The sequence below is a fragment of the Frigidibacter sp. genome (assembly GCF_030695035.1).
In the GTDB taxonomy this organism is placed as follows: Bacteria; Pseudomonadota; Alphaproteobacteria; order Rhodobacterales; family Rhodobacteraceae; genus Frigidibacter.
The window spans coordinates 811,680-831,862 of sequence record NZ_JAUYTT010000008.1 but is presented as its reverse complement, the minus strand read 5'-3'; the positions used below and the strand labels follow the sequence as shown (position 1 = coordinate 831,862).

8 protein-coding genes are annotated in these 20,183 nt (G+C 70.8%); 5 read left to right on the top strand and 3 right to left on the bottom strand.

The features are described from left to right. Positions 1-246: 246 nt before the first annotated feature. The 3 genes from purF to radA all read right to left on the bottom strand — a co-directional run bounded on the left by purF (position 247) and on the right by radA (position 4,014). Positions 247-1,707 (bottom strand): amidophosphoribosyltransferase, encoded by a 1,461-nt coding sequence (gene purF, locus Q8S30_RS08100; RefSeq protein ID WP_305665504.1) that lies wholly within the window; start codon positions 1,705-1,707, stop codon positions 247-249. Positions 1,708-1,971: 264 nt separating this feature from the next. Further along, a complete protein-coding gene (locus Q8S30_RS08095) occupies positions 1,972-2,589 on the bottom strand; it encodes a CvpA family protein (protein WP_305665503.1) in 618 nt (205 codons plus the stop codon). A gap of 60 nt (positions 2,590-2,649) precedes the next feature. Next, positions 2,650-4,014: a DNA repair protein RadA gene (radA, locus tag Q8S30_RS08090; RefSeq protein WP_305665502.1), complete on the bottom strand. Its 1,365-nt coding sequence runs from the start codon at positions 4,012-4,014 to the stop codon at positions 2,650-2,652. A gap of 378 nt (positions 4,015-4,392) precedes the next feature. Between radA and Q8S30_RS08085 the strand changes: the two genes are divergently transcribed. From Q8S30_RS08085 to Q8S30_RS08065, 5 genes are all read left to right on the top strand, one after another. Next, positions 4,393-5,508 (top strand): lipopolysaccharide assembly protein LapB, encoded by a 1,116-nt coding sequence (locus Q8S30_RS08085; protein WP_305665501.1) that lies wholly within the window; start codon positions 4,393-4,395, stop codon positions 5,506-5,508. Positions 5,509-5,538: 30 nt separating this feature from the next. Continuing rightward, entirely contained in the window at positions 5,539-6,399 is an 861-nt protein-coding gene (locus tag Q8S30_RS08080; RefSeq protein ID WP_305665500.1) for a sulfatase-like hydrolase/transferase, read from the top strand. Between the two features lie 103 nt (positions 6,400-6,502). After that, on the top strand, positions 6,503-7,195 hold the full coding sequence (locus Q8S30_RS08075; RefSeq protein ID WP_305665499.1) for a hypothetical protein: 693 nt from the start codon (positions 6,503-6,505) through the stop codon (positions 7,193-7,195). A 58-nt stretch (positions 7,196-7,253) separates the two neighbouring features. Next, positions 7,254-15,434 (top strand): type I polyketide synthase, encoded by an 8,181-nt coding sequence (locus Q8S30_RS08070; protein WP_305665498.1) that lies wholly within the window; start codon positions 7,254-7,256, stop codon positions 15,432-15,434. Then, entirely contained in the window at positions 15,431-20,179 is a 4,749-nt protein-coding gene (locus Q8S30_RS08065) for a type I polyketide synthase (protein ID WP_305665497.1), read from the top strand. The genes Q8S30_RS08070 and Q8S30_RS08065 overlap by 4 nt, the downstream gene beginning before the upstream one ends. Positions 20,180-20,183 lie beyond the last annotated feature (4 nt).

The window sequence follows — 20,183 nt, the reverse complement described above, 5'->3', positions numbered from 1 at the left end:
CAGTGAGGCGCAACTGTTGCCTTGCAGAATTTCGGCCGCCCGTGAAATTCTGCTGTGCCCGCCCTGCGGGGGGCGGGCACATCCGTGCCCACCCGGGCGGGCCCATCAGAATTTGGCACCGTCAGACCAAGCTTCACCCCCCTTGCCCTGCGGCTTGCGCCTTCGGGCAACCGTCGCGGGTGACTTGCCACCGGCAAGTCCCCTGATCGCGCCGGAAACAGGGCAGCGAGGGCCCCGAGAGGGCCCTTACTCCGCCGCCTTCATCCTGAACCCGTTCTCGATCTGGTCGGCCGGGGCCACCGGATACTCGCCAGAGAAGCAAGCATCGCAATATTGCGGACTGGCATTGTCGCGCCCGTTCGCAGCCCCCGCCGCGCGATAGAGCCCGTCCAGCGAGATGAACTTGAGGCTGTCGACCCCGATCCATTCGCGCATCTCTTCCTCGCTCATCCGCGCCGCCAGCAACTTGTCGCGGTCAGGCGTATCGACCCCGTAGAAACAGGGCCAGGCGGTGGGCGGCGAGGCGATGCGGAAATGGACCTCGGCCGCGCCGGCATCGATGATCATGTCCTTGATCTTGCGACTTGTGGTGCCGCGCACCACCGAGTCGTCCACCAGGATAACCCGCTTGCCCTTGATCAGCGCGCGGTTGACGTTCAGCTTCAGCCGAACGCCCATGTTGCGGATGCTCTCGGTCGGTTCGATGAAGGTCCGGCCCATGTACTGGTTGCGGATGATCCCCATCGCATAAGGAATGCCCGATTCCTGGCTGAAGCCGATGGCGGCCGGCGTGCCAGAGTCGGGCACCGGGCAGACGAGATCGGCATCCACCGGCGCCTCGCGCGCCAGTTCCACCCCGATCTGGCAGCGGGTCTCATAGACGGAACGGCCGCCGAGGATCGAATCTGGGCGGCTGAAATACACATGTTCAAAGATGCAGAAGCGCGATTTCGACGGGCCGAAGGGGCGCGAGCTCAGCACCTCGCCATGCTCGATCACCACCATCTCGCCCGGCTCGATCTCTCGCACGAACTCGGCGCCGATGATGTCGAGCGCGCAGGTTTCCGAGGACAGTGCCCAGCCGTCGCCGACCTTGCCCAGAACCAGCGGGCGCACGCCAAGCGGGTCGCGCACGCCGATCAGCTTGGTGCGGGTCATGGCGATGACAGAGAACGCGCCCTCGACCCGGCGCAGGGCATCCTTCATCCGCTCAGGGACGGACCGCTGGATGGAGCGGGCCATGAGATGGATGATGCATTCGCTGTCGGACGAGGACTGGAAGATCGACCCGCGCTCGATCAGCTCGCGGCGCAGCGCCGCGGCATTGGTCAGGTTGCCGTTATGGGCGATGGCGGCGCCGCCGGCCGAGAACTCGCCGAAGAAGGGCTGCACGTCGCGGATCGCGGTATTACCCTTCGATCCGGCGGTGGAATAGCGCACATGGCCGATGGCAAGGCTGCCGGGCAGCGTGTCCATCACCGAGCGGCTGGTGAAGTTGTCGCGCACATAGCCAAAGCGGCGGGCAGAGTTGAACCCGGTCTCGGGGTCATAGGCGACAATGCCGCCGGCCTCTTGGCCACGGTGCTGCAAGGCGTGCATGCCGAGGGCGGTGAAGTTGGCGGCATCGGCGACGCCGATCACGCCGAAGACCCCGCATTCCTCCTTCAGCTTGTCGTCGTCGAAGGGGTGGCTCAGGAACGGCTGCATGCGCGTGGCCTCCAGATCCGCGGCCGAATCCGCGGGGGTGGGTTGCGTGGCACCATTTAGGCGGCCTTGGGGCCGGTGTCACGATCCTGACACGTCACTTAAGGGCGATTTCCGGGAACAAAAGCACGAATCTCTGCAACGCGGAAAAACGCGCGCCGCATTGCAGCGGCGCGCGAGGGTGGGGCAAGTTGAGAAAATGGTTTAAGATCGCTTCACAACTCCTTGCCGTAGCTGGATAAAGCCGCAGCAAGGAGAGGCAATGCATCAGTTGCTCGGGATCGCCGGAGCAGTGGTGCCCGGAGCCGGCTCTGCGGCGGGCGCTGTGGCGGGTATGCCGCAGGCGCCGACGAGTTGTTCATATTTGCCGACGATCCAGCCCGGCGCGTCTTCGGGCATCCGCTCATCGAGGTTGGTCTGCACCGAGGCGAAGACCGTGGCCGAGCGAGAGTTTTCCACCATCGGCACCGATTGATCGACGACCACCCGGTCATAGACCACGAAGGCCACTGCCACCAGCAGCACCCCCCGCGCCACGCCGAACAGGAAGCCGAGGCCCTGATCGATGCCGCCGATGGCCGAGCGTTGCACGGCCGAGGCAAAGAGCGGGGTGAAGATCGACACCACCACAAGGCTCAGCGCGAAGACCGCCGCAAAGGCCGCGATGATCGACAGCTCGCAGCTTTCGCCAAGGAAGTCGTTCAGGAACGGCACCTGCCGCACCAGCGGCTCCACCTGCGGCGCGAACAGGAAGGCCAGCACGGCGGCGGCGACCCAGCCGATGATCGCCATCACCTCGCGCACGAGGCCGCGGCTATAGGCCAGTATCGCGGATAGCAGGATCACACCTGCCACGACCGCGTCGATTACGGTAAAACCTTCCATGCCCCTCGCTCCGTTCGGCGGGGCATTGTCTGCACCCCGCCTTGATTGTTCCGAGGGGGGTCAGCCCGCCCCGAAGATTTCACCGACAAATGCCGTCAGATCGGGCATCTTGCGCACCAGCATCCCGTCGATGCCTTCGATCTTGGTCCGCTCGGGCGCGATCGCCTGTGAAAAACCAAGTTTCTGCGCTTCTTTCAACCTGTTTTCCGCCTGACCCACCGGCCGCAGGGCGCCCGACAGGCTGATTTCACCGAATATCGCCATGTCTGGCGGAAGTGCCACATCCTCGCGTGCCGAAAGCAGGGCGGCGGCGATGGCAAGGTCGGCGGCAGGCTCGTTGACGCGCATCCCGCCGGCGACGTTCAGGAACACGTCAAGCCCGGTGAAGGGAATGCCGCAGCGCGCCTCGAGCACCGCAAGGATGGTGGAGACGCGCCCCGAGTCGAGCCCGACGACCGTGCGCCGCGGCGAGGCGAGGGTCGAGGGCGCGACCAGCGCCTGCACCTCCGTCAGCACCGGGCGCGTGCCCTCGATGCCCGCGAACACCGCCGACCCGGGCTGCGCCTGCCCGCGTTCGGACAGGAACAGCGCCGAGGGGTTGGCGACTTGGGCCAGCCCGCCGCCGGTCATCTCGAACACCCCGATCTCATCCGCGGGGCCGAAACGGTTCTTCACGGCGCGCAGGATGCGGAACTGGTGGCCGCGCTCGCCTTCGAAATAAAGCACGGTATCGACCATGTGTTCGACCACCCGCGGCCCGGCGATCTGGCCGTCCTTGGTGACATGGCCGACAAGGATGATCGCGACGCCGCGCCGCTTGGCAAAGGTCACCAGCTCATGCGCCGCGGCGCGGACCTGGCTGACAGAACCCGGCGCAGCCTCGACCGTATCGGCCCACATGGTCTGGATGGAATCGATCACCGCGAGGCCGGGGCGTTCGGCATCGAGCGTGGTGAGGATGTCGCGCAGGTTGGTTTCGGCGCCAAGGCCCACCGGCGCATCGGACAGCCCCAGCCGCTGCGCGCGCATCCGCACCTGCGCGGCGGCTTCCTCGCCCGAGATGTAGAGGCATTTCACCCCGTTGCGCGCAAAGCTGGCGGTGGCCTGCAGCAGCAGGGTGGATTTGCCGATGCCGGGATCGCCGCCGACAAGGATCGCCGAGGCCGGCACCAGCCCACCGCCCAGAACCCGGTCGAACTCATCCATGCCGCATCGGACCCGCGGCGGGGGCGCCTCTTCGGTGGCAAGGTCGGTCAGCGGGATGGTGCGGCCGCGCTGCGACAGCGCCTTGGCGCCGCCTGCCGACAAAGGCGCTTCCTCGGTGATGGAGTTCCACGCGCCGCAAGCCTCACATCGCCCGGCCCATTTCTTGTGGACGGCGCCGCAGGCTGTGCAGGTGAAGGTGGAGGAGGGGGCTTTTGCCATGCCTCCTTCTGCCCGAGCGCAGCCCCCGGTTCAAGGGCCGCGGCTGCGACGCGCCCCGCAGAGCGGCCGTAGCACCCGCGCGCCGGCGCCGGTCACCCCGTTAAGCAAGATGATTGCGCAATCATGCCCCAAACCTGCGCCTTGCGATCCTAAGAGCTTTCATAAGCAATACTTTATGTCTTCGAAAAGGCCCGCTGACGTAGAGTCACTGGACTCGCCCAACATTTATGCTGTAGGCCGGAGGGAGTGGAGATCTTGCATCCACCAGGCTGTGCGACCGATATTCAAGGGTCGCAATCGGGTCTGAACTGATTGACTGCACGCATATTTGAGGTTCGAAAGATGTTTGAACGACGGGCAGGGGGCGGATTCCAGGGAATGGTCCGGGGGCAGGTTCAGGCCGGGCTTGCCGCGCTGCAGCAGGGCGATGCCGAAACTGCCCGCGCCGTCTTCGTCACGCTGCTGGAGGCCAATCCCCGCATCGCCATTGCCCATGTCGGCCTTGGCCGGGTGTTCATGACCGAGGGCGAGTATCACAAGGCGCTGGAGCATTTCGATGCCGCGCTGGCGATCCAGCCCGATCTGGCCCCCGCCGTGCTGTTCAGCGCCGAGGCCCGCGAGCATCTGGGCGAGGCGGATGCCGCGCTGATCGAATATGAAGAGGCGGTGGCACTGGACCCGTCGATGGGCTTTGCCTACCTCAAGATGGCGCGGCTGCTCAAGGAGTCCGGCCGCGAGGCCGAGGCGATGACGGTGCTGCGCGATGCCGCTGCCCGCAGCCCGCAGGATGTGGGCATCCGCATCATGCTGGCCAAGGCGCATGGCGATGCCGGTGATGCGGCGCGGGCCGAGACGGAGTACAAACGGGTCATCGACCTCAAGCCCGACCTGTGGCTGGCGCATTACCAGCTGGGCCTGCTGCATCTAAAGGCGCAGCGCTTTGCCGAAGCGCGGACGGTCCTGACCGATGCCGCGCTGCTGGCCCCCGACAAGCCCGCGGTGCAGCAGGCGCTGGGCGAGGCGATGGCGGGCCTTGGCCAGCACGCCGAAGCGGCGCAAAGCTATGACGAGGCGGGCCGGCTGAAACCCAACAACCTGCGCGCGGCGGTGAAGGCGGCCCGCGCCCGCTCTGCGATGGGCAAGCACCGCGAGGCGCTGGATCAGCTGATGGCGCTGGGACGCGTCGCCCGCCGGTCGGGCCTGGTGCAAAAGGCGATGGGCGACATCTACCGCGCGATGGGCCGCCATGCCGAGGCTGCCGATTGCTACCGCGCGCTGGTGCTGAACGCGCCCGAGATGCGCAACGCCGCCCCCGATCTTGCCGCCCTTGCCGATCAGGAACCCCCGGAGGGGGCCGAGGCCGCCGAGGCCCATGCCACCGCCCTTGCCGCGGCCCTTGCCACCCATACCGGCGCCTTGGCCGAGCGGGTGCGCGGCAATCCCAGCCTTGTCCGGAACTGGATCGCGTCCCGGCGCGACCGCGCCACCGGCTGAGGAGACCCTTCCCGACAACCCCGAGTTCCCATGCCCCGTAATCTGATTTTCATCACCTATGACAGCTGCCGATTTGACAGCGCCCGCGCCGCCAAGGCCCCCAATCTGGCCCGGCTGGGCGAGCTGGAGCAGCGATTTTCCTATGCCTCCTGGACGGCGCCGTCGCATTACACCTTCCTGATGGGGCTGGTGCCGCATACCTCTCCCGCGCATGTCTATGCCTCGGACGTGTACAAGAATGATTTCCGGCGCTGGAGTGACCGGCTGGATATTCCTGACCTGCGGTTCGAGACCTTCTTGCCGCAGTTGTCGCTGGCCGGGATGCTGAAGAAGCATGGCTATCGCACCGTCGCCCGCGTCTCGATGCCGGTGCTGAACCCGTTCACGGTGCTGAACAACGCTTTTGACGATTACCGCCTGATGCCGGATCACAATGATTTCAAGGGCATGGTGGATGAGATCGGCTTCAGCCGCGACCAGCCCAGCTTTCATTTCTTCAACCTCGGCGAGACCCATTATCCCTACATGCTGGAGGGGAACGCGCTGCCGCATATCTCGGGCCTGCACGGCGTCGCCAAGACGCTGGCGGCGGGCGGAGATGCCGGCGGGATGGCCCAGAAGGGCAGCGACATGGATGCCGAGACCTTCTTTGCCTCGGACCTGCTCAAGGGCCTGCACGCTCAGCAGATCCGCTGCGTCGAATATCTCGACGGCCTGCTGGGGGCGCTGTTCGACAAGGCCCCGCCGGACACCTGGTTCATGATCATGGGCGATCACGGCGAGGCGTTCGGCGAAGATGGATTTTTCGGCCACGGCCCGGTGATGCACCCGAAGGTCTTCGAGGTGCCGTTTGTTGAGGGGCTGCGGCCGCGCAAGGCGAGCGTGTTTTGACAAGGCGTGCGGTCTGAACCGGCGTGGATGCGGTGGGCGCACACGGCGGACTGGGGTGGAACAGGGGGCGGCCGGCGGGCCCTCCCGGCAGAAGGGGCAAGACATGTCTGATTCAGGCGAGGATAAACGGCTCGAGGCGCTGAAGCGGCTGCGCGAATTGCGCGGCACTGCAGAGGGCAAGCCGATGCAGCCGCTGGCGCAGCCGGGCGCTGGAGCGGGCGGTGGCCGGCTCCGCGAGATGATGGCCAAGCGCGGCGGTGCGGGCGGTGGCGCGGCCGCAGGGGCAGGCGGCGGCAAGCTGCGCGAGATGCTGGCGGCGCGGGCCAATGGCGGTGCTGCGGGTAGCGGCGCTGCAGGCGGTGCCGGCGGCGGCAAGCTGCGGGAATTGCTGGCCGCACGGGCGAATGGCGGCGCGGCCGGGGGCGGTGCTGAGGGCGGTGCCGGTGGCGGCAAGCTGCGGGAATTGCTGGCGGCGCGGGCTGCCGGCGGCGCAGCAGGGGTTGGCGCTGCTGGTGGCGGGCTCGGCGCGCGGCTTGGGCAAGGTCCCGGGGCTGCGGGCGGACAGCAGGGCCGGCCCATGCTGCGCAAGCTGCTGGCCGAACGGCTGGGCGGCGCGGCGGGCGGGGCGGCTGCAGGGGCGGGCGCTGCTGCGGCGCCGCGCGACCCCGAGGCGCTGCGGACCTTCCTGCAAGAGCGCATCGAGAAGCTGCAGGCGCGGCTGACCGACCTCGATGCCGCGCCCCAGGAAGACACCGACACTGCCCCCGAAACCGGCACCACCGGCTCGGACGGATAACACCCCACCCGGCCCCCCTGATCGCAGGCGGGCCGGGCCCCCAGAACAGGAGACGCGCATGGCACAGGCCCCCGATTTCGCAATCCCCGATTTCGCAATCCTCGTGCTGACTCCCGCGGGTTCGGCGGACGCGGCTCTGGCGATTGCCGCCTGCCGCGCTGGTCATCTGGGCCTGTTCAATGCGGAACTGCCGCTGCCTTCTGGCGCGCTTGAGGCGGGGCTGGAGGCGCTGGCGGAAGCCACCGCGGGCGGCTTTGGCGTGAAGCTGGCAGATGCGGGCCTCGCGCTCGATCTGGCGGGGCGCTTTGGCCCGCGTGGGTTGTCGGTGATCGTGCTGGAGTCCGAGGCGGCGCTGGCCGCGCCCGAGGCCGTTGCGGCGATCCGGGCGGCGGGACTGCGCGTGCTGCCCGAGGCGATCCGCTGGGATGACCGGCTGGCAGGGCCGCTGGCGGCCGAGGGGCTGGTCCTGAAGGGCCATGAGGCCGGCGGCCGCGTCGGCGAGGCGACGAGCTTCATTCTGCTGCAACAGGCGATGGCGGCGGGTCCGGCCGGGCCGGTCTTCGTGCGCGGCGGTGTCGGGCTGCAATCGGCGGGCGCGCTGCGCGCGGGCGGGGCGGCGGGCGTGGTGCTGGACGATCAATGCCTGATGCTGCGCGAAAGCGCGCTTGGCCCCCGCATCGCGCCGGTTCTGGCGCGGATGACCGGGGCCGAGACGCTGCTGGTCGAGGGCGCGGGCGGCGTGCAGTGGCGCGGGATGGAGCAGCCGGGCAGCCGCGCCGGGGCCACCCTGCGCAGCGCCTTGGCGCAGGGCGAAAGCGACGGCCGCGTCGCCTTTGGCTGGGACATGGCCGCAGGCCAGATCGCGCCCTTGGGGCAGGCCGCGGCCTTCGCGCCCGACCTCGCCGCGCGCTTTGGCAGCCTTGGCCGTCTGGCGCGCGCGCTGCAAGATGGCAGCGCCGCTGCCGTGGCCCGCGCCGCCGCGCATCCGGTCTGGGGCGCGGGGCAGGGCGTCGCCGCGCCGCATGGCACCACCTGGCCGCTGGTGCAGGGGCCGATGACCCGCGTGTCCGACACCGCCGCCTTCGCGCAGGCGGTTGCGGAAGGCGGCGCGCTGCCGATGGTGGCGCTGGCGCTGATGCGCCCCGAGCAGGCCGATACGCTGCTGGCCGAAACCGCGCAGCGGCTGGCGGGCCGCCCTTGGGGCGTGGGTCTGCTGGGCTTTGCGCCCTCCTCGCTGATCCGCGCGCAGGTGGAGGTGGCCTTACGCCACGGCCCCGGTTTCGCGCTGATCGCCGGCGGGCGCCCCGATCAGGCCCGCGCGCTGGAGGCGGACGGGATCCCCAGCTATCTGCATGTGCCCTCGCCGCGACTGCTGGCGATGTTCCTCGAACAGGGCGCGCGGCGCTTTGTGTTCGAGGGGCGCGAATGCGGCGGCCATGTCGGGCCGATGTCGAGCCTTGTGCTGTGGGATGCGATGGTGCGCACGCTGCTGGACAGCGTGGACGCGGCGCAGGCCGCCGAGATTTGCGTGCTGTTCGCGGGCGGTATCCATGATGCGCGATCGGCCGCGATGGTGGCGGCGCTGGCCGCGCCCTTGGCCGAGCGCGGGATCAAGGTCGGGATGCTGATGGGCACCGCCTATCTGTTTACCGAAGAGGCGGTCCGCGCAGGCAGCATCGTGCAGACCTTCCAGAAGGTGCTGCTGGATTGCCGCGAGACGGTGACGCTGGAAACCGGCCCCGGCCATGCCAGCCGCGCCGCGATGAGCCCCTTTGCCGAGGAATTTGCCGCCCGCCGCCGTGCGTTGCAGGCGGATGGCACCGGCGGCGAGGACATGCGCGAGGCGCTGGAGTCGTTGACTTTGGGGCGGCTGCGGATCGCCTCTAAGGCGACGGAGCGGGCGGGGGACGTGCTGAAGACGGTGCCGGTGCGCAGGCAGGCGCAGGAAGGCATGTACATGATCGGCCAGGCCGCGATGCTGCGGGACAAGGTCACGACGATTGCCGCGCTGCATGAGGCGGTGTGTACCGGCTCGGGCGAGATGCTGGGCGCCGCCCGCGCCGCGCCGGTGCCCGCCGCTGTGGCTGCGGCCCGCCCCGCCGATATCGCCATCGTTGGTCTTGGCGCGGTGCTGCCGGGGGCCGAGACAGTGGGCGAGTATTGGGAGAACCTGCTCGACTCTGTCGATGCGATCACCGAGATCCCGCGCCACCGCTGGGACTGGCGGCTCTATTTCGACGCCGACCCCTCGGCTCCCGACAAGATCTATTCCCGCTGGGGCGGGTTCCTCAAGGACATGCCGTTCGATCCGATGCGCTATGGCATCCCGCCGCGCTCGCTGCCCGCGCTCGACCCGCTGCAGCTGATGACGCTGGAGGTGGCGCGGCGCACGCTGGAGGATGCGGGGCTGGACGGCAAGGACGCGCCGGGCCTGCCGCGGCTGCGCACTTCCATCATCCTTGGCGCCTCGGGCGGGGCGGGGGATGTGGGCGCGCAATATGCCGTGCGCTCGGAACTGCCGCGCTTCATGGGGGCGCTCGATGCGGATGCGGCGGCAAGGCTGCCAAGCTGGACCGAGGACAGCTTTGCCGGGATCTTGCTGAACGTCGCCGCCGGGCGCGCCGCGAACCGGCTGGATTTCGGCGGGGTGAATTTCACGGTGGATGCCGCCTGCGCCTCCAGCCTCGCCGCCGTCTATCAGGCGGTGCTGGAGCTGGAGACGGGCCGGTCCGACATGGTGCTGGCGGGGGGCATCGACACGGTGCAGGGGCCGTTCGGCTATCTGTGCTTCTCGAAGACCCGCGCGCTCAGCCCCCGCGGCCGCAGCGCCAGCTTCGAGGCGGGTGCCGACGGGATCGTGATCTCCGAAGGGCTGGCGATGGTGGCGCTGAAGCGGCTGGCGGATGCGGAGCGGGATGGCGACAAGATCTATGCCGTGATCAAGGGCGTCGGCGGGTCCAGCGACGGCAAGGCCAAGTCGATGACCGCGCCGCATCCCGATGGCCAGATCCGCGCGCTGGCCCGTGCTTACGACATGGCGGGCTATTCCCCGGCGACGGTGGGCCTGTTCGAGGCGCATGGCACCGGCACCGTGGCGGGTGACATTTCGGAGATGACGACGGTGACGCGGCTGCTGGCTGAGGCCGGGGCGGGGCCGAAGGCGGCGGCCATCGGCTCGGTGAAAACGCTGATCGGCCATACCAAGGCCGCGGCGGGGATTGCCGGGCTGATCAAGGCGGCGCTGGCCTGCCATCACGGCGTGCTGCCGCCGCATGGCCGGCGCGGGGCGCCGAATGCGCGGCTGAACGAGCCTGAGATCCCGCTGTATCTGGTGGACCGGCCACGGCCTTGGGTTCCGGCGGAGGGGGTGCCGCGGCGCGCCTCGGTGTCCGCGTTCGGCTTTGGCGGCACCAATTTCCATGTGGCGATGGAGGAATATGGGGCCAAGCGGGCGATCCCGGCTTTGGCCCCCTCACCGCGCCGCCGCTGGGGGCAGGAGCTGCTGGTCTGGCGCGGGCGCAGCCGGGCGGCGCTGGCCGCCGAGGTGCAGGCGCTGGCGGACCGGCTGGCGGCGGGATGGGCGCCGGCGCTGGCCGATCTCGCCTTCTCGCTGGCCGAGGCGGCACGGCCCGGCACCCTCACCGCCGCGCTGACCGTTTCGCGCACCGAGCCGCTGGCGGCGCGGGTGGCGGCGCTGGCCGGGCATCTGGCCGATCCGGCGCAGCCCTTGCCGCCGGGGGCCGCCTTCTCCGACGCGCCGCTGCTGGCCGAGGGCGGCAAGCTCGCGCTGATCTTCCCGGGGCAGGGCAGCCAATACCCTGAGATGATGGCCGAGGTCGCCGCGCTGTTCCCCGAACTGGGGGACAGTCTGGCCGAGGCGGATGCGGTGCTTGGCTTCCCGCTGTCCCGCGCGATCCTGCCCGCCGGGGCCTATGATGAGGCCGCGCAGAAGGCCGCCGCCGCCGCGTTGACCGCGACCGATGTGGCGCAGCCGGCGCTTGGTGCGGTCGAGGCGGGGCTGTGGTCGGTGCTGTCGGGCATGGGCCTGAGGCCCGACATGGCCGCCGGGCACAGCTATGGCGAGTTCGTCGCGCTGCATGCGGCGGGGGTGTTCAGCCGGGCGGACCTGTTCCGCGTCAGCCGCGCCCGCGGCCGCTTCATGGTCGAGGCGGGGGCAGGCGGCGATCTGGGCAGCATGGCCGCGGCCCGCGCGCCGCGCGCGGCGCTGGAGGCGCTGATCGAGGGCATCGACGGCGTCTGCGTCGCCAACCACAACGCGCCCGAGCAAAGCATCCTGTCGGGCAGCCGTGAGGGGCTGGCCGAGGCCGCGCGCCGGGCCGAGGCGGCGGGCATCCCGCTGCGCGCCTTGCAGGTGGGGGCGGCGTTCCACTCGCCCATCGTCGCCCCGGCGCAGGTGCAACTGGCCGGGTTCATCGCGGGCATGGACCTGCAGCCCGCGCGCTTTGCCGTCTATGCCAACAAGACCGCAGCGGCCTATCCGGCGGGGGCTGTGGCGATTTGCGAAACATTGTCGTCGCAATTGGCATCACCTGTAGAGTTTGTGCGGCAGGTGGAGCAGATGCATGCCGATGGCGCGCGGGTGTTCCTGAGCCTTGGACCCAAGTCCGTCCATGCAACGATGGTGCGGCAGATCCTTGGCGCGGCCCCGCACCGCGCGATCACTACGGATGATGAGGAGGGCGGGCTTCGCGGCTTGCTGTCCGGCATCGGCGCGCTGCTGGCCGAGGGCGCGGCGCTGGATATCTCGCGCCTGTTCGCCGGGCGCGGCTGCAAGCTGCTGCCGGTGACCGGCCCGCTGCCGGAGCCAGAAGCGCTTGGCCGGCATCTGTGGCTGCTGAACGGCTCTGGCGCGCGGCAGGTGGGCAGCCCGCCGCGGCCGGTGCTGACGCTGGAAGAGGTGGAGGCTCGGAAGACTGCTGCCCCCGCCGCCGTTCCGACGCTGCCCGCGCCGGTTCCGCCCCAACCCGCCTTTGCCGACCCTGCGGCGGCGCGCCCGCAGATCCGCCCACAACCCTTCCGGACCGCGCCGCGCGCGTCCGGGCTTCGTTCTCGTCCAGTCAGAGAGGTGCTTCAAATGGACACTGACAGCCACGACCTGAGCTATCCGCTGCAAGCCGACGAGGTTCTGGCCGAGTTCCAGATGACGATGTCGCGGTTCCTCGAAACGCAGGAGCGGGTGATGCTGGCCTATCTCGGCTCTGGCGCCGGGGCGGCCGTTGCGCCCCGCGCGATGCCAAGGCCGGCGCGACCGATGGTCGCCCGCGCCCCGGCTCCGGCGCCAGTGATGACGATGCCGGCTCCGGTGGCTGCGGCGCAGGCGCCCGTTGCGGCACCCACCCCGGTACCCGCTCCGCAGCCGGTGGCGGCTCCGGCTCCCGTGGCTGCTGCGGCACCCGCCCCGGCGGCGGCGGCTTCGGCCGGGCTTGACCGGGCCGGGATCGCGGCTTTGCTCCTTGATATCGTGCAGGACCGTACCGGCTATCCGGCCGATATGCTGGGGCTCGATCAGGGCATCGAGGCCGACCTCGGCATCGACAGCATCAAGCGGGTCGAGATCATCGGCGCGCTTTTGAAGGGGCTGCCGGGGCCGCAGGCCAGTGCCGCGCAGCCGATGGGCGAGACGCTGAACGAACAGAAGACCCTTGGCGCCATCGTCGAGAAGCTGGCGGCGCATCTGGCGAGTGGCGCGCCAGCCGGGGCGGCGCAGGGCGTGGTGCACGGCCCTTTTGATCTGGCCGCGGCGGGGAATGCGGGCGAAGGCGCCCGGCCGCCGCGGTATGTGATGCGGGCAGAGGCGGAGGCGCTGCCCGTGGCTCCGGGGCTTCCGGCGGGGCGCTATCTGGTGACGGAAGGCCGGGGCGGACTTGCTGCCGCGCTGGCGAGCAAGATCGCGGCGGCGGGGGGCACTCCGGTGGTGCTGAGCGCCGGGGCGGCCTGCGAGGCAAAAGGGCCGTTTGCCGGGCTGGTGCATCTGGCGCCGACGGCGGCTTTGCCCGTGGCGCTGGAGGATCCGGCGGGGTGGGCGGCGGCGCTGGAGGCGGGCGAGAAATCTGCCTACCGCGTGGTGCGCACCCATGCCGAAGGGCTGCGGCAGGGGCGGATGGTCTTTGCCTCTGCCATGGGCGGCAGTTTTGGCCGCGAGGGTGACACCGGGTTGCTGCTGGCGGGCGGCTGCACCGGGCTGGCGAAGTCGCTGCGCGAGGAATGGCCGGCATCGCGGGCGAAGGCGATCGACCTTGACCCGGCGCTGGCGGATGACGCCTTGGCGCAGGTGCTGATGGAGGAGCTGGCCGCCCCCTATGGACGGCAGGAGGCGGGCTATCCGGGCGGGCGGCGCATGGTGTTCCGCTCGGTTGAGGCCGAGCCTGCGGATGCGGCGCGCGACCTTCCCCCCGGCGCGGTGATCCTGGCGACGGGCGGCGCGCGCGGCATCACCGCCGAGATCCTGCGGCCCTTTGCGGCGGCTGGCTGCCGTCTGGTGCTGATCGGCCGCACCCCGCTGCCGGGGCCGGAGCCCGAGTCGCTGGCGGCGCTGACGGACACCGCGGCCCTGCGGCTGGCGCTGATGGCGGGGGCCCGGGCGCGGGGCGAGGCGGTGACGCCCGCCAGCATCGAACGCGCTTTGGCTGGCCTGCAGCGCGACCGCGAGATCCGGGCGAACCTTGCCGATCTGCGGGGGGCGGGGGCCACGCTGGATTATATGGCGCTCGACATGGCCGATGCGGGCGCGGTGCGCGCGGCGGTGGCGGACATTGCCGCGCGGCTGGGGCCGATACATGGCGTGATCCACGGCGCGGGGGTGATCGAGGATCGCCGCATCACCGACAAGACGCCCGAAAGCTGGGACCGGGTGGTGACACCCAAGGTGATCGGCGCGCTGGCGCTGGCCTCGGCGCTGGATGCCGCGCCGCCGGCGTTCTTTGCGCTGTTTGCCTCGGTCGCCGGGCGCTACGGCAATTCCGGGCAGACCGACTACGCCCATGCCAATGAACTGCTGAACCGCATCGCGGCGCAGCTGGCGCGGCGCTGGCCCGCCTGCCATCCGGTCGCGGTGAACTGGGGCCCGTGGGAGGGCACGCGGCATGGCGCGGGGATGGTGTCGGACGCCGTGCGCGCCAAGTTCGAGGCGCAGGAGGTGACGCTGGTGGCGCCCGAGGGCGGCGCGGCGGCGTTCTTCGATGAGATCCTGCGCGGCCCGCGGGACTGCACCGAAGTGGTTCTGGGCGCCGGCCCGTGGGAGAAGCACGAAAGCGAGCGGGCCGGGATGCCGGAGGCGCCGCGCGCGCGCTGGCCGCTGCTGCCGGGCCCGCAGCAGGCGCCTGCCGCCAAGGGCGGCACCGCGATCCGCCGGCGGCTGGATGTGGCGGCCGACCCGTGGCTGGGCGAGCACCGCATCGGCGCGGTGCCGGTGCTGCCGCTGGCGGTAGCCGCCGAGATGGCCGCCGAGGCCGCGGCGGAGATCTGGTCGGACTGGACTGTGACCGGCCTTGCCGACCTGCGGCTGCTGAGTGGGCTGCGGTTGGAGGGCGATGCGCCCTGCGAGATCGACCTTGTGGCGCAGGGGTCGGAACATGCCGATGCCACCGGCTTCGCCGCGCGGGTGGAGCTGCGCGGGACGGGCAACATGCCCCGCGCGCATTACCGCGCCTCGGTGCGGATGGTGCCGTCGGCGTTGCACACGCCCGACCCTGAGGCGCTGTCGCTGGCGCAGGACATTCTGGCGCATCCCGTCGCTCGTTCGCCGATCCCGGCGGGGCGGGCCTATCGCGAGATGCTGTTCCACGGGCCGAGCTATCAGCTGCTGAAGGTGCTGGAGGGGCTGGACGCCGGCGGCGCGCGGGCCGAGGTGCGGCCGAGCCGGGCGACGGACTTTGGCGGCGGCGCCTGGCTGTTCGACCCCGGGCTGCTGGATGCGGCGGCGCAGCTGGCCTGGGTGTGGTCGATCCACAGCCGCGGCCAGCCGGCCCTGCCCAATGCCATCGGCCGGGCGACCAAGCTGGGCACGGGGGCCGCGCGGCAGATGGTGATGCGCCTGCATGGCGGCCTCGGCCCGGCCGAAGTGCGCGCCGATGTGGTCATTGCCGATGCGCAGGGCAGCCCGCTGTTGCTGCTGGAAGCGCTGGAGGCGACCTCGGATGCGGGGCTTGCGCGGTTCTGCGGCTGGGGCGGCGAGATCCTGTCCGACATCGCCCTGCCCAAGCAGGAGGCGGCGGAATGACAGGCCCGCATCGCAGCCCCGGTGGCGATATCGCCATCGTCGGCATGGCCTGCCTGTTCCCGGGCGCCGATGCCCCGGCGCGGTTCTGGGCCAATATCTGCGGTGGGCTGGAGTTTCTGGGCGAGCCGCTGCCGAACTGGGGCGCGGATCGCTACCTGAACGGGCAGGGGGTGACGCATCTGCACACCGCCCGCGGGGGGTATCTGGGCGAGGCCTTTGCCGCCGACCCGGCAGAGCTGGGGGTGATGCCGTCTTCGGTCGATGGCGGCGAGCCGGACCAGTTCCTTGCGCTGAAGATCGCCCGCGCCGCGCTGGCCGATGCCGGGGCGATGGGCCTCGACCATACCCGCACCGGGATCATCCTTGGCCATTCCACCTATCTGCACCGGGGCAATGCTGCCGTCGTGCAGCACGGCGTGGTGCTGGACCAGACCCGCGCGCTGCTGGCGCAGCTGCTGCCGGGGGCGGACCCGGCGGTGCTGGACCGGGTGCGCGCCGAGATGGCGAAACAGCTGCCGCCCTTCAACGCCGACATTGCGCCGGGCCTCGTGCCCAACGTGATGACCGGGCGCATCGCCAACCGGCTGGACCTGCGCGGCCCGAATTACATCATCGACGCGGCCTGTTCCTCGTCCTTGCTGTCGGTGCAGGCGGCGATGCAGGAACTGCGGGCGGGGCGGAGCGACCTGATGCTGGCGGGCGGGGTCAATGCCTCGATCTCGGCCGAGGTCTATATGGTATTCAACCAGCTTGGCGCGCTGTCGAGGCAGGCGCATGTGCGGCCCTTTGCGGAAGGCGGCGATGGCACCTTGCTGGGCGAGGGGCTTGGGGTTCTGGCGCTGCGGCGGCTTGAGGATGCAGTGGCGGACGGCCAGCGCGTCTATGCGGTGCTGAAGGGTGTCGGCCAGTCCAGCGATGGCAAGGGCTCGGGCCTGCTGGCGCCGCGGATGGAAGGCGAGATGCTGGCGATCGAACGCGCGCTGGAGGATGCCGGGCTGCCGGCGCTGGCGCCCGGGCTGATCGAAGCGCATGGCACCGGCATCCCGCTGGGGGACCGGACCGAGATTGCGGCGCTGAAGGGCGTGTTCGGCGGGCGGGGCGCGAACGGGCTGCCGGTTGCGGCCATCGGCTCGGTCAAGTCGATGATCGGCCATTGCATTCCGGCGGCGGGGGCGGCGGGGCTGATCAAGACGGCGCTCGCGCTTTACCACCGCACGCTGCCGCCGACGATTGCCGAGGCGCTGCGGGCGGAGCTGGCGTTTGACCAGACGCCGATCTACGTGAACACCGCGCCGCGCCCGTGGATTTCGGCGCCAGGCACGAAGCGGCGGGCGGCGGTGAACGCCTTCGGCTTTGGCGGCATCAACGCCCATGCGGTGCTGGAGGAGGCGAGTGCCGCGAGCCCCGCGCATTGGCCCGAGGAGCTGGTGCTGCTGTCGGCGGGCACGCCCGCCGCGCTGGCGGTGCGGGCGCGGGAGCTGGCGGCGGCGGTTGCCCGGCATCCGGCGGCGCCCTTGGCCGCGCTGGCGGCCTCGTCTGCGCCGGGAACCGGCCCGGCGCGGCTGGCGCTGGTGGCGGAGAGCCCGGCCGATCTGGTGGACAAGCTTGGCAAGGCCGTCGAACGGCTGGAGGCCGGGCGCGGCAGTTTCCGCATCCGGTCGGGCGTGTTCGCCGAACCCGCCCCGCAGCCCGGCAAGATGGCCTTCCTGTTCCCGGGGGAGGGCGCGCAATATCAGGGTATGCTGTCCGCCGTGCTGATGGCCTTCCCCGCGGCGCGAGAATGGTTCGACTTCTGGGACGGGCTCTTCCCGGGGCGCGACCTGCCGCCCTCGGCATCCGTGTTCCCGCCGCCGACGACGCTGGCGCCGGAGCTGGCGGCAACGCTCAAGGACCGGCTGTTCGGGCTGGAGCTGGGGTCGGAATCGGTGTTCATCGCCGCGCAGGCGCTGTCGGCGGTGCTGGGGCGGCTGGGGCTGCAGCCCGATGTGGTGGTGGGCCATTCCAGCGGCGAGCATTCGGCGCTGGCGGCGGCGGGGGTGCTTGGCGCGTCGGAGGACCGCGAGGAGTTTGCGCTGCGCATCCGGGCGCTCAATGATCTCTACAAGGGCATCGCCGCCGCGGGCGGCATTGCCGGGGGCGCGCTGCTGACCGTGGGTGCGGTGCCGCGGGCCGAGGTGCTGGCGCTGGTCGGGCGCGAGGCCGACCTTCATCTGGCGCTGGACAATTGCCAGCACCAGTCGGTGCTCTATGGCCCGCGCGACGTTATGGAGCGGGTGGCGGGCGAGCTGCGGCAGATGGGGGGCATGTGCGCCTTCCTGCCCTTCGACCGGCCCTATCACACGCCGCTGTTCGCGCCGGTGGCCGAGCAGGTGCTGGGGGTCTATCGGCGCATGGAGTTCCGCGCGCCGCGCCTGCCGATCTGGTCCTGCGCCACCGCCGCGCCGATGCCGCTGGACCCGGGCGAGATCCGCACGCTGGCGGCGAAGCAATGGGCCAGCCGGGTGCGCTTCACCGAAACGGTGGAGGCGCTGCACGACGATGGCGTGCGGCTGTTCGTCGAGGTCGGCCCTTCGGCCAACCTCACCGGCTTTGTCGAGGATGCGCTGAAGGGCCGCGACGCACTGGCGCTGGCGACCGACAGCCGCCGCAAGCAGGGGCTGGGGCAATTGCTGCAGACGCTGGGGCGGATCTGGGTGGCGGGGCGGGATTTCGACGTGGCCGCGTTGTATGACGGGCGGGTGCCCGCGATGGACCTGACCGCCGCACCGCGCCCCTCGCGCGACCGGGTGATCGACAACCATCTGCCGTTCCTGCGCCTGCCCGACGATGTGGCGGCGGAACTGGCGGCAGCTTTGGCGCCTTCGGGGCCCGTAGCTCCGGCGGTTGTGCCCGCCGAGGCCGCGCTACCGGTGGCGGCTTCGCGTCCGGTCTTCGAACCCGCCACGCTGATCGGCGGGCATTTCGATCTGATGCAGCGGTTTCTGGATACGGCGGGCAGCGTCACCGAGGCGGCGCTTGGTGGCGCAGCGAAGCCCGAAGGCTGGCACCCGCCGCTGCTCCATCGCCTCCTCCACAATGACGGCGCGCGGTTGCTGGCCGAGAGCGATTTCGACCCCGAGGCGGACCCGTTCCTCGCCCATCACGTGCTCTACGCCGCCCAGGTGTCGGACAGCGACCCATCCTTGATGGCGCTGCCGGTGTTGCCGCTGGCGGTCAGCCTTGAAATGGCGGCAGAGGCGGCGGCGGTGCTGACCGGGGCGATGCCGGCGCGGTTGGAGAATGTGCGGGCGCGAGACTGGATCGCCTTCGACGCCGGCCCCGCGACGCTGACGACCGAAGCGGAGCTGGTGGTGGACCCGAGCGGTGGCCTGCGCGTGGCGGCGCGGCTGCTGCGCGGCACGTCGCTGCTGTTCGAGGCCGAGGTGGTGGCCGCCGAGGGCGCGCCGTTGCCGGCGCTGGCCCCCTTGGCCGCGCCGCGCCCGCCGCGGTGGCGGGATGACGAGCTCTACACCACCGGCATGTTCCACGGGCCGCTGTTCCAGGGCATCCGCCGCCTGATCGCCTGGGATGGCGGCGGGCTCGATGCCGAGCTGGCCGATACGCCGCTGGACGGGTTCTTCGGCTGGGGGCCCTCCGCGCCGGAAGGGTTGCTGCTGAACCCGGTGCTGCTGGACCTCACGGGCCATGTCACCGCCTTCTGGATCGCGCAGGGGCTGGGGACGGATTTCAGCTCTTTCCCCTCCAGCATCGACCGGATCGACCTTCCCGCGGCGCGCGAGGAGGCGACGGCGGGGGCGGTGCTGGAGGGGCGGATAGGGTTCCTCGATTCCGAGGGGCGGCCGGGCGCGGACCCGGCCAAGGCCCGGTTCCTGCAGGGCGAGTTCACCTGCACCGCGCCGGATGGCACGGTTCTGATGCGCGCCTCGGGCTGGAAGGACCGCTTCTTCCGGGTGCCGCACAGCTTCTATCAGGCGCGCTATCGCCCGCGAGAGGCGTGGTATGGGGCCGAGGCGCAGGGGCTGTTCGCGGGGCAGCCGGCGGGGGTTCTGGTCTGGCAGGTGCCCGCCTTCCCGCCGGGGTTCCTCGAGGATGCGGGCGGGATCTGGATGCGCGTGCTGGCGGCGACGATCCTGTCGGGCGCCGAGCGCGAGGCCTTTGCGGCGATGACCGGGCCGGGCAAGCGCCGGCGCGACTGGATCATGGGGCGGATCGCGCTGAAAGAGGCGGCGCGGGCGTGGATCTTGCAGCAGTGCAGGCTGGCGCTGCTGCCTGCGGATATCGAGATTGCGGTGGGGGCGGGCGGCAAGCCCTATCTGGTGGCGGCGGGGGAGTCTGCCCTGCTGCCCGAGCTGTCACTGGCCCATGCGGGGGGCGCCGCGATTGCCGTGGCCGCGCCGCCGGGACAGGCGGTGGGGATCGACATGGAGTTTCCGGCGGGGATTTCGGCTGACCTCTTGGCCGAGGGCGCCTTTGCCCCGGCCGAACGCGCGATGCTGGCCGCGGCGCAGCCGGGCGGCGCCGAGGATGCCGCGCGGCTGCTGACCGGCTGGTGCGCGAAAGAGGCGGCGGCCAAGGCGATCGGCGAGGGGCTGACCGGACGGCCGCGGGCGTTTGTGCTGCAGGCGCTGGTTGCTGGGGCCACGGTGGGCTCGTTCACTGCAGAGGTCGACACGCCGATGGCCGGCCGCCTGAAGGTGGCACTGGCCCGGCAGGGCGAGGCGGTGCTGGCGCTGGCGCTGCGGTAAGCGC

Excerpts from the sequence above, each read along its gene's own strand:
- purF (WP_305665504.1), bottom strand. The coding sequence starts at position 1,707 with ATGCAGCCGTTCCTGAGCCACCCCTTCGACGACGACAAGCTGAAGGAG.
- Q8S30_RS08095 (WP_305665503.1), bottom strand. The coding sequence starts at position 2,589 with ATGGAAGGTTTTACCGTAATCGACGCGGTCGTGGCAGGTGTGATCCTG.
- radA (WP_305665502.1), bottom strand. The coding sequence starts at position 4,014 with ATGGCAAAAGCCCCCTCCTCCACCTTCACCTGCACAGCCTGCGGCGCC.
- Q8S30_RS08085 (WP_305665501.1), top strand. The coding sequence starts at position 4,393 with ATGGTCCGGGGGCAGGTTCAGGCCGGGCTTGCCGCGCTGCAGCAGGGC.
- Q8S30_RS08080 (WP_305665500.1), top strand. The coding sequence starts at position 5,539 with ATGCCCCGTAATCTGATTTTCATCACCTATGACAGCTGCCGATTTGAC.
- Q8S30_RS08075 (WP_305665499.1), top strand. The coding sequence starts at position 6,503 with ATGTCTGATTCAGGCGAGGATAAACGGCTCGAGGCGCTGAAGCGGCTG.
- Q8S30_RS08070 (WP_305665498.1), top strand. The coding sequence starts at position 7,254 with ATGGCACAGGCCCCCGATTTCGCAATCCCCGATTTCGCAATCCTCGTG.
- Q8S30_RS08065 (WP_305665497.1), top strand. The coding sequence starts at position 15,431 with ATGACAGGCCCGCATCGCAGCCCCGGTGGCGATATCGCCATCGTCGGC.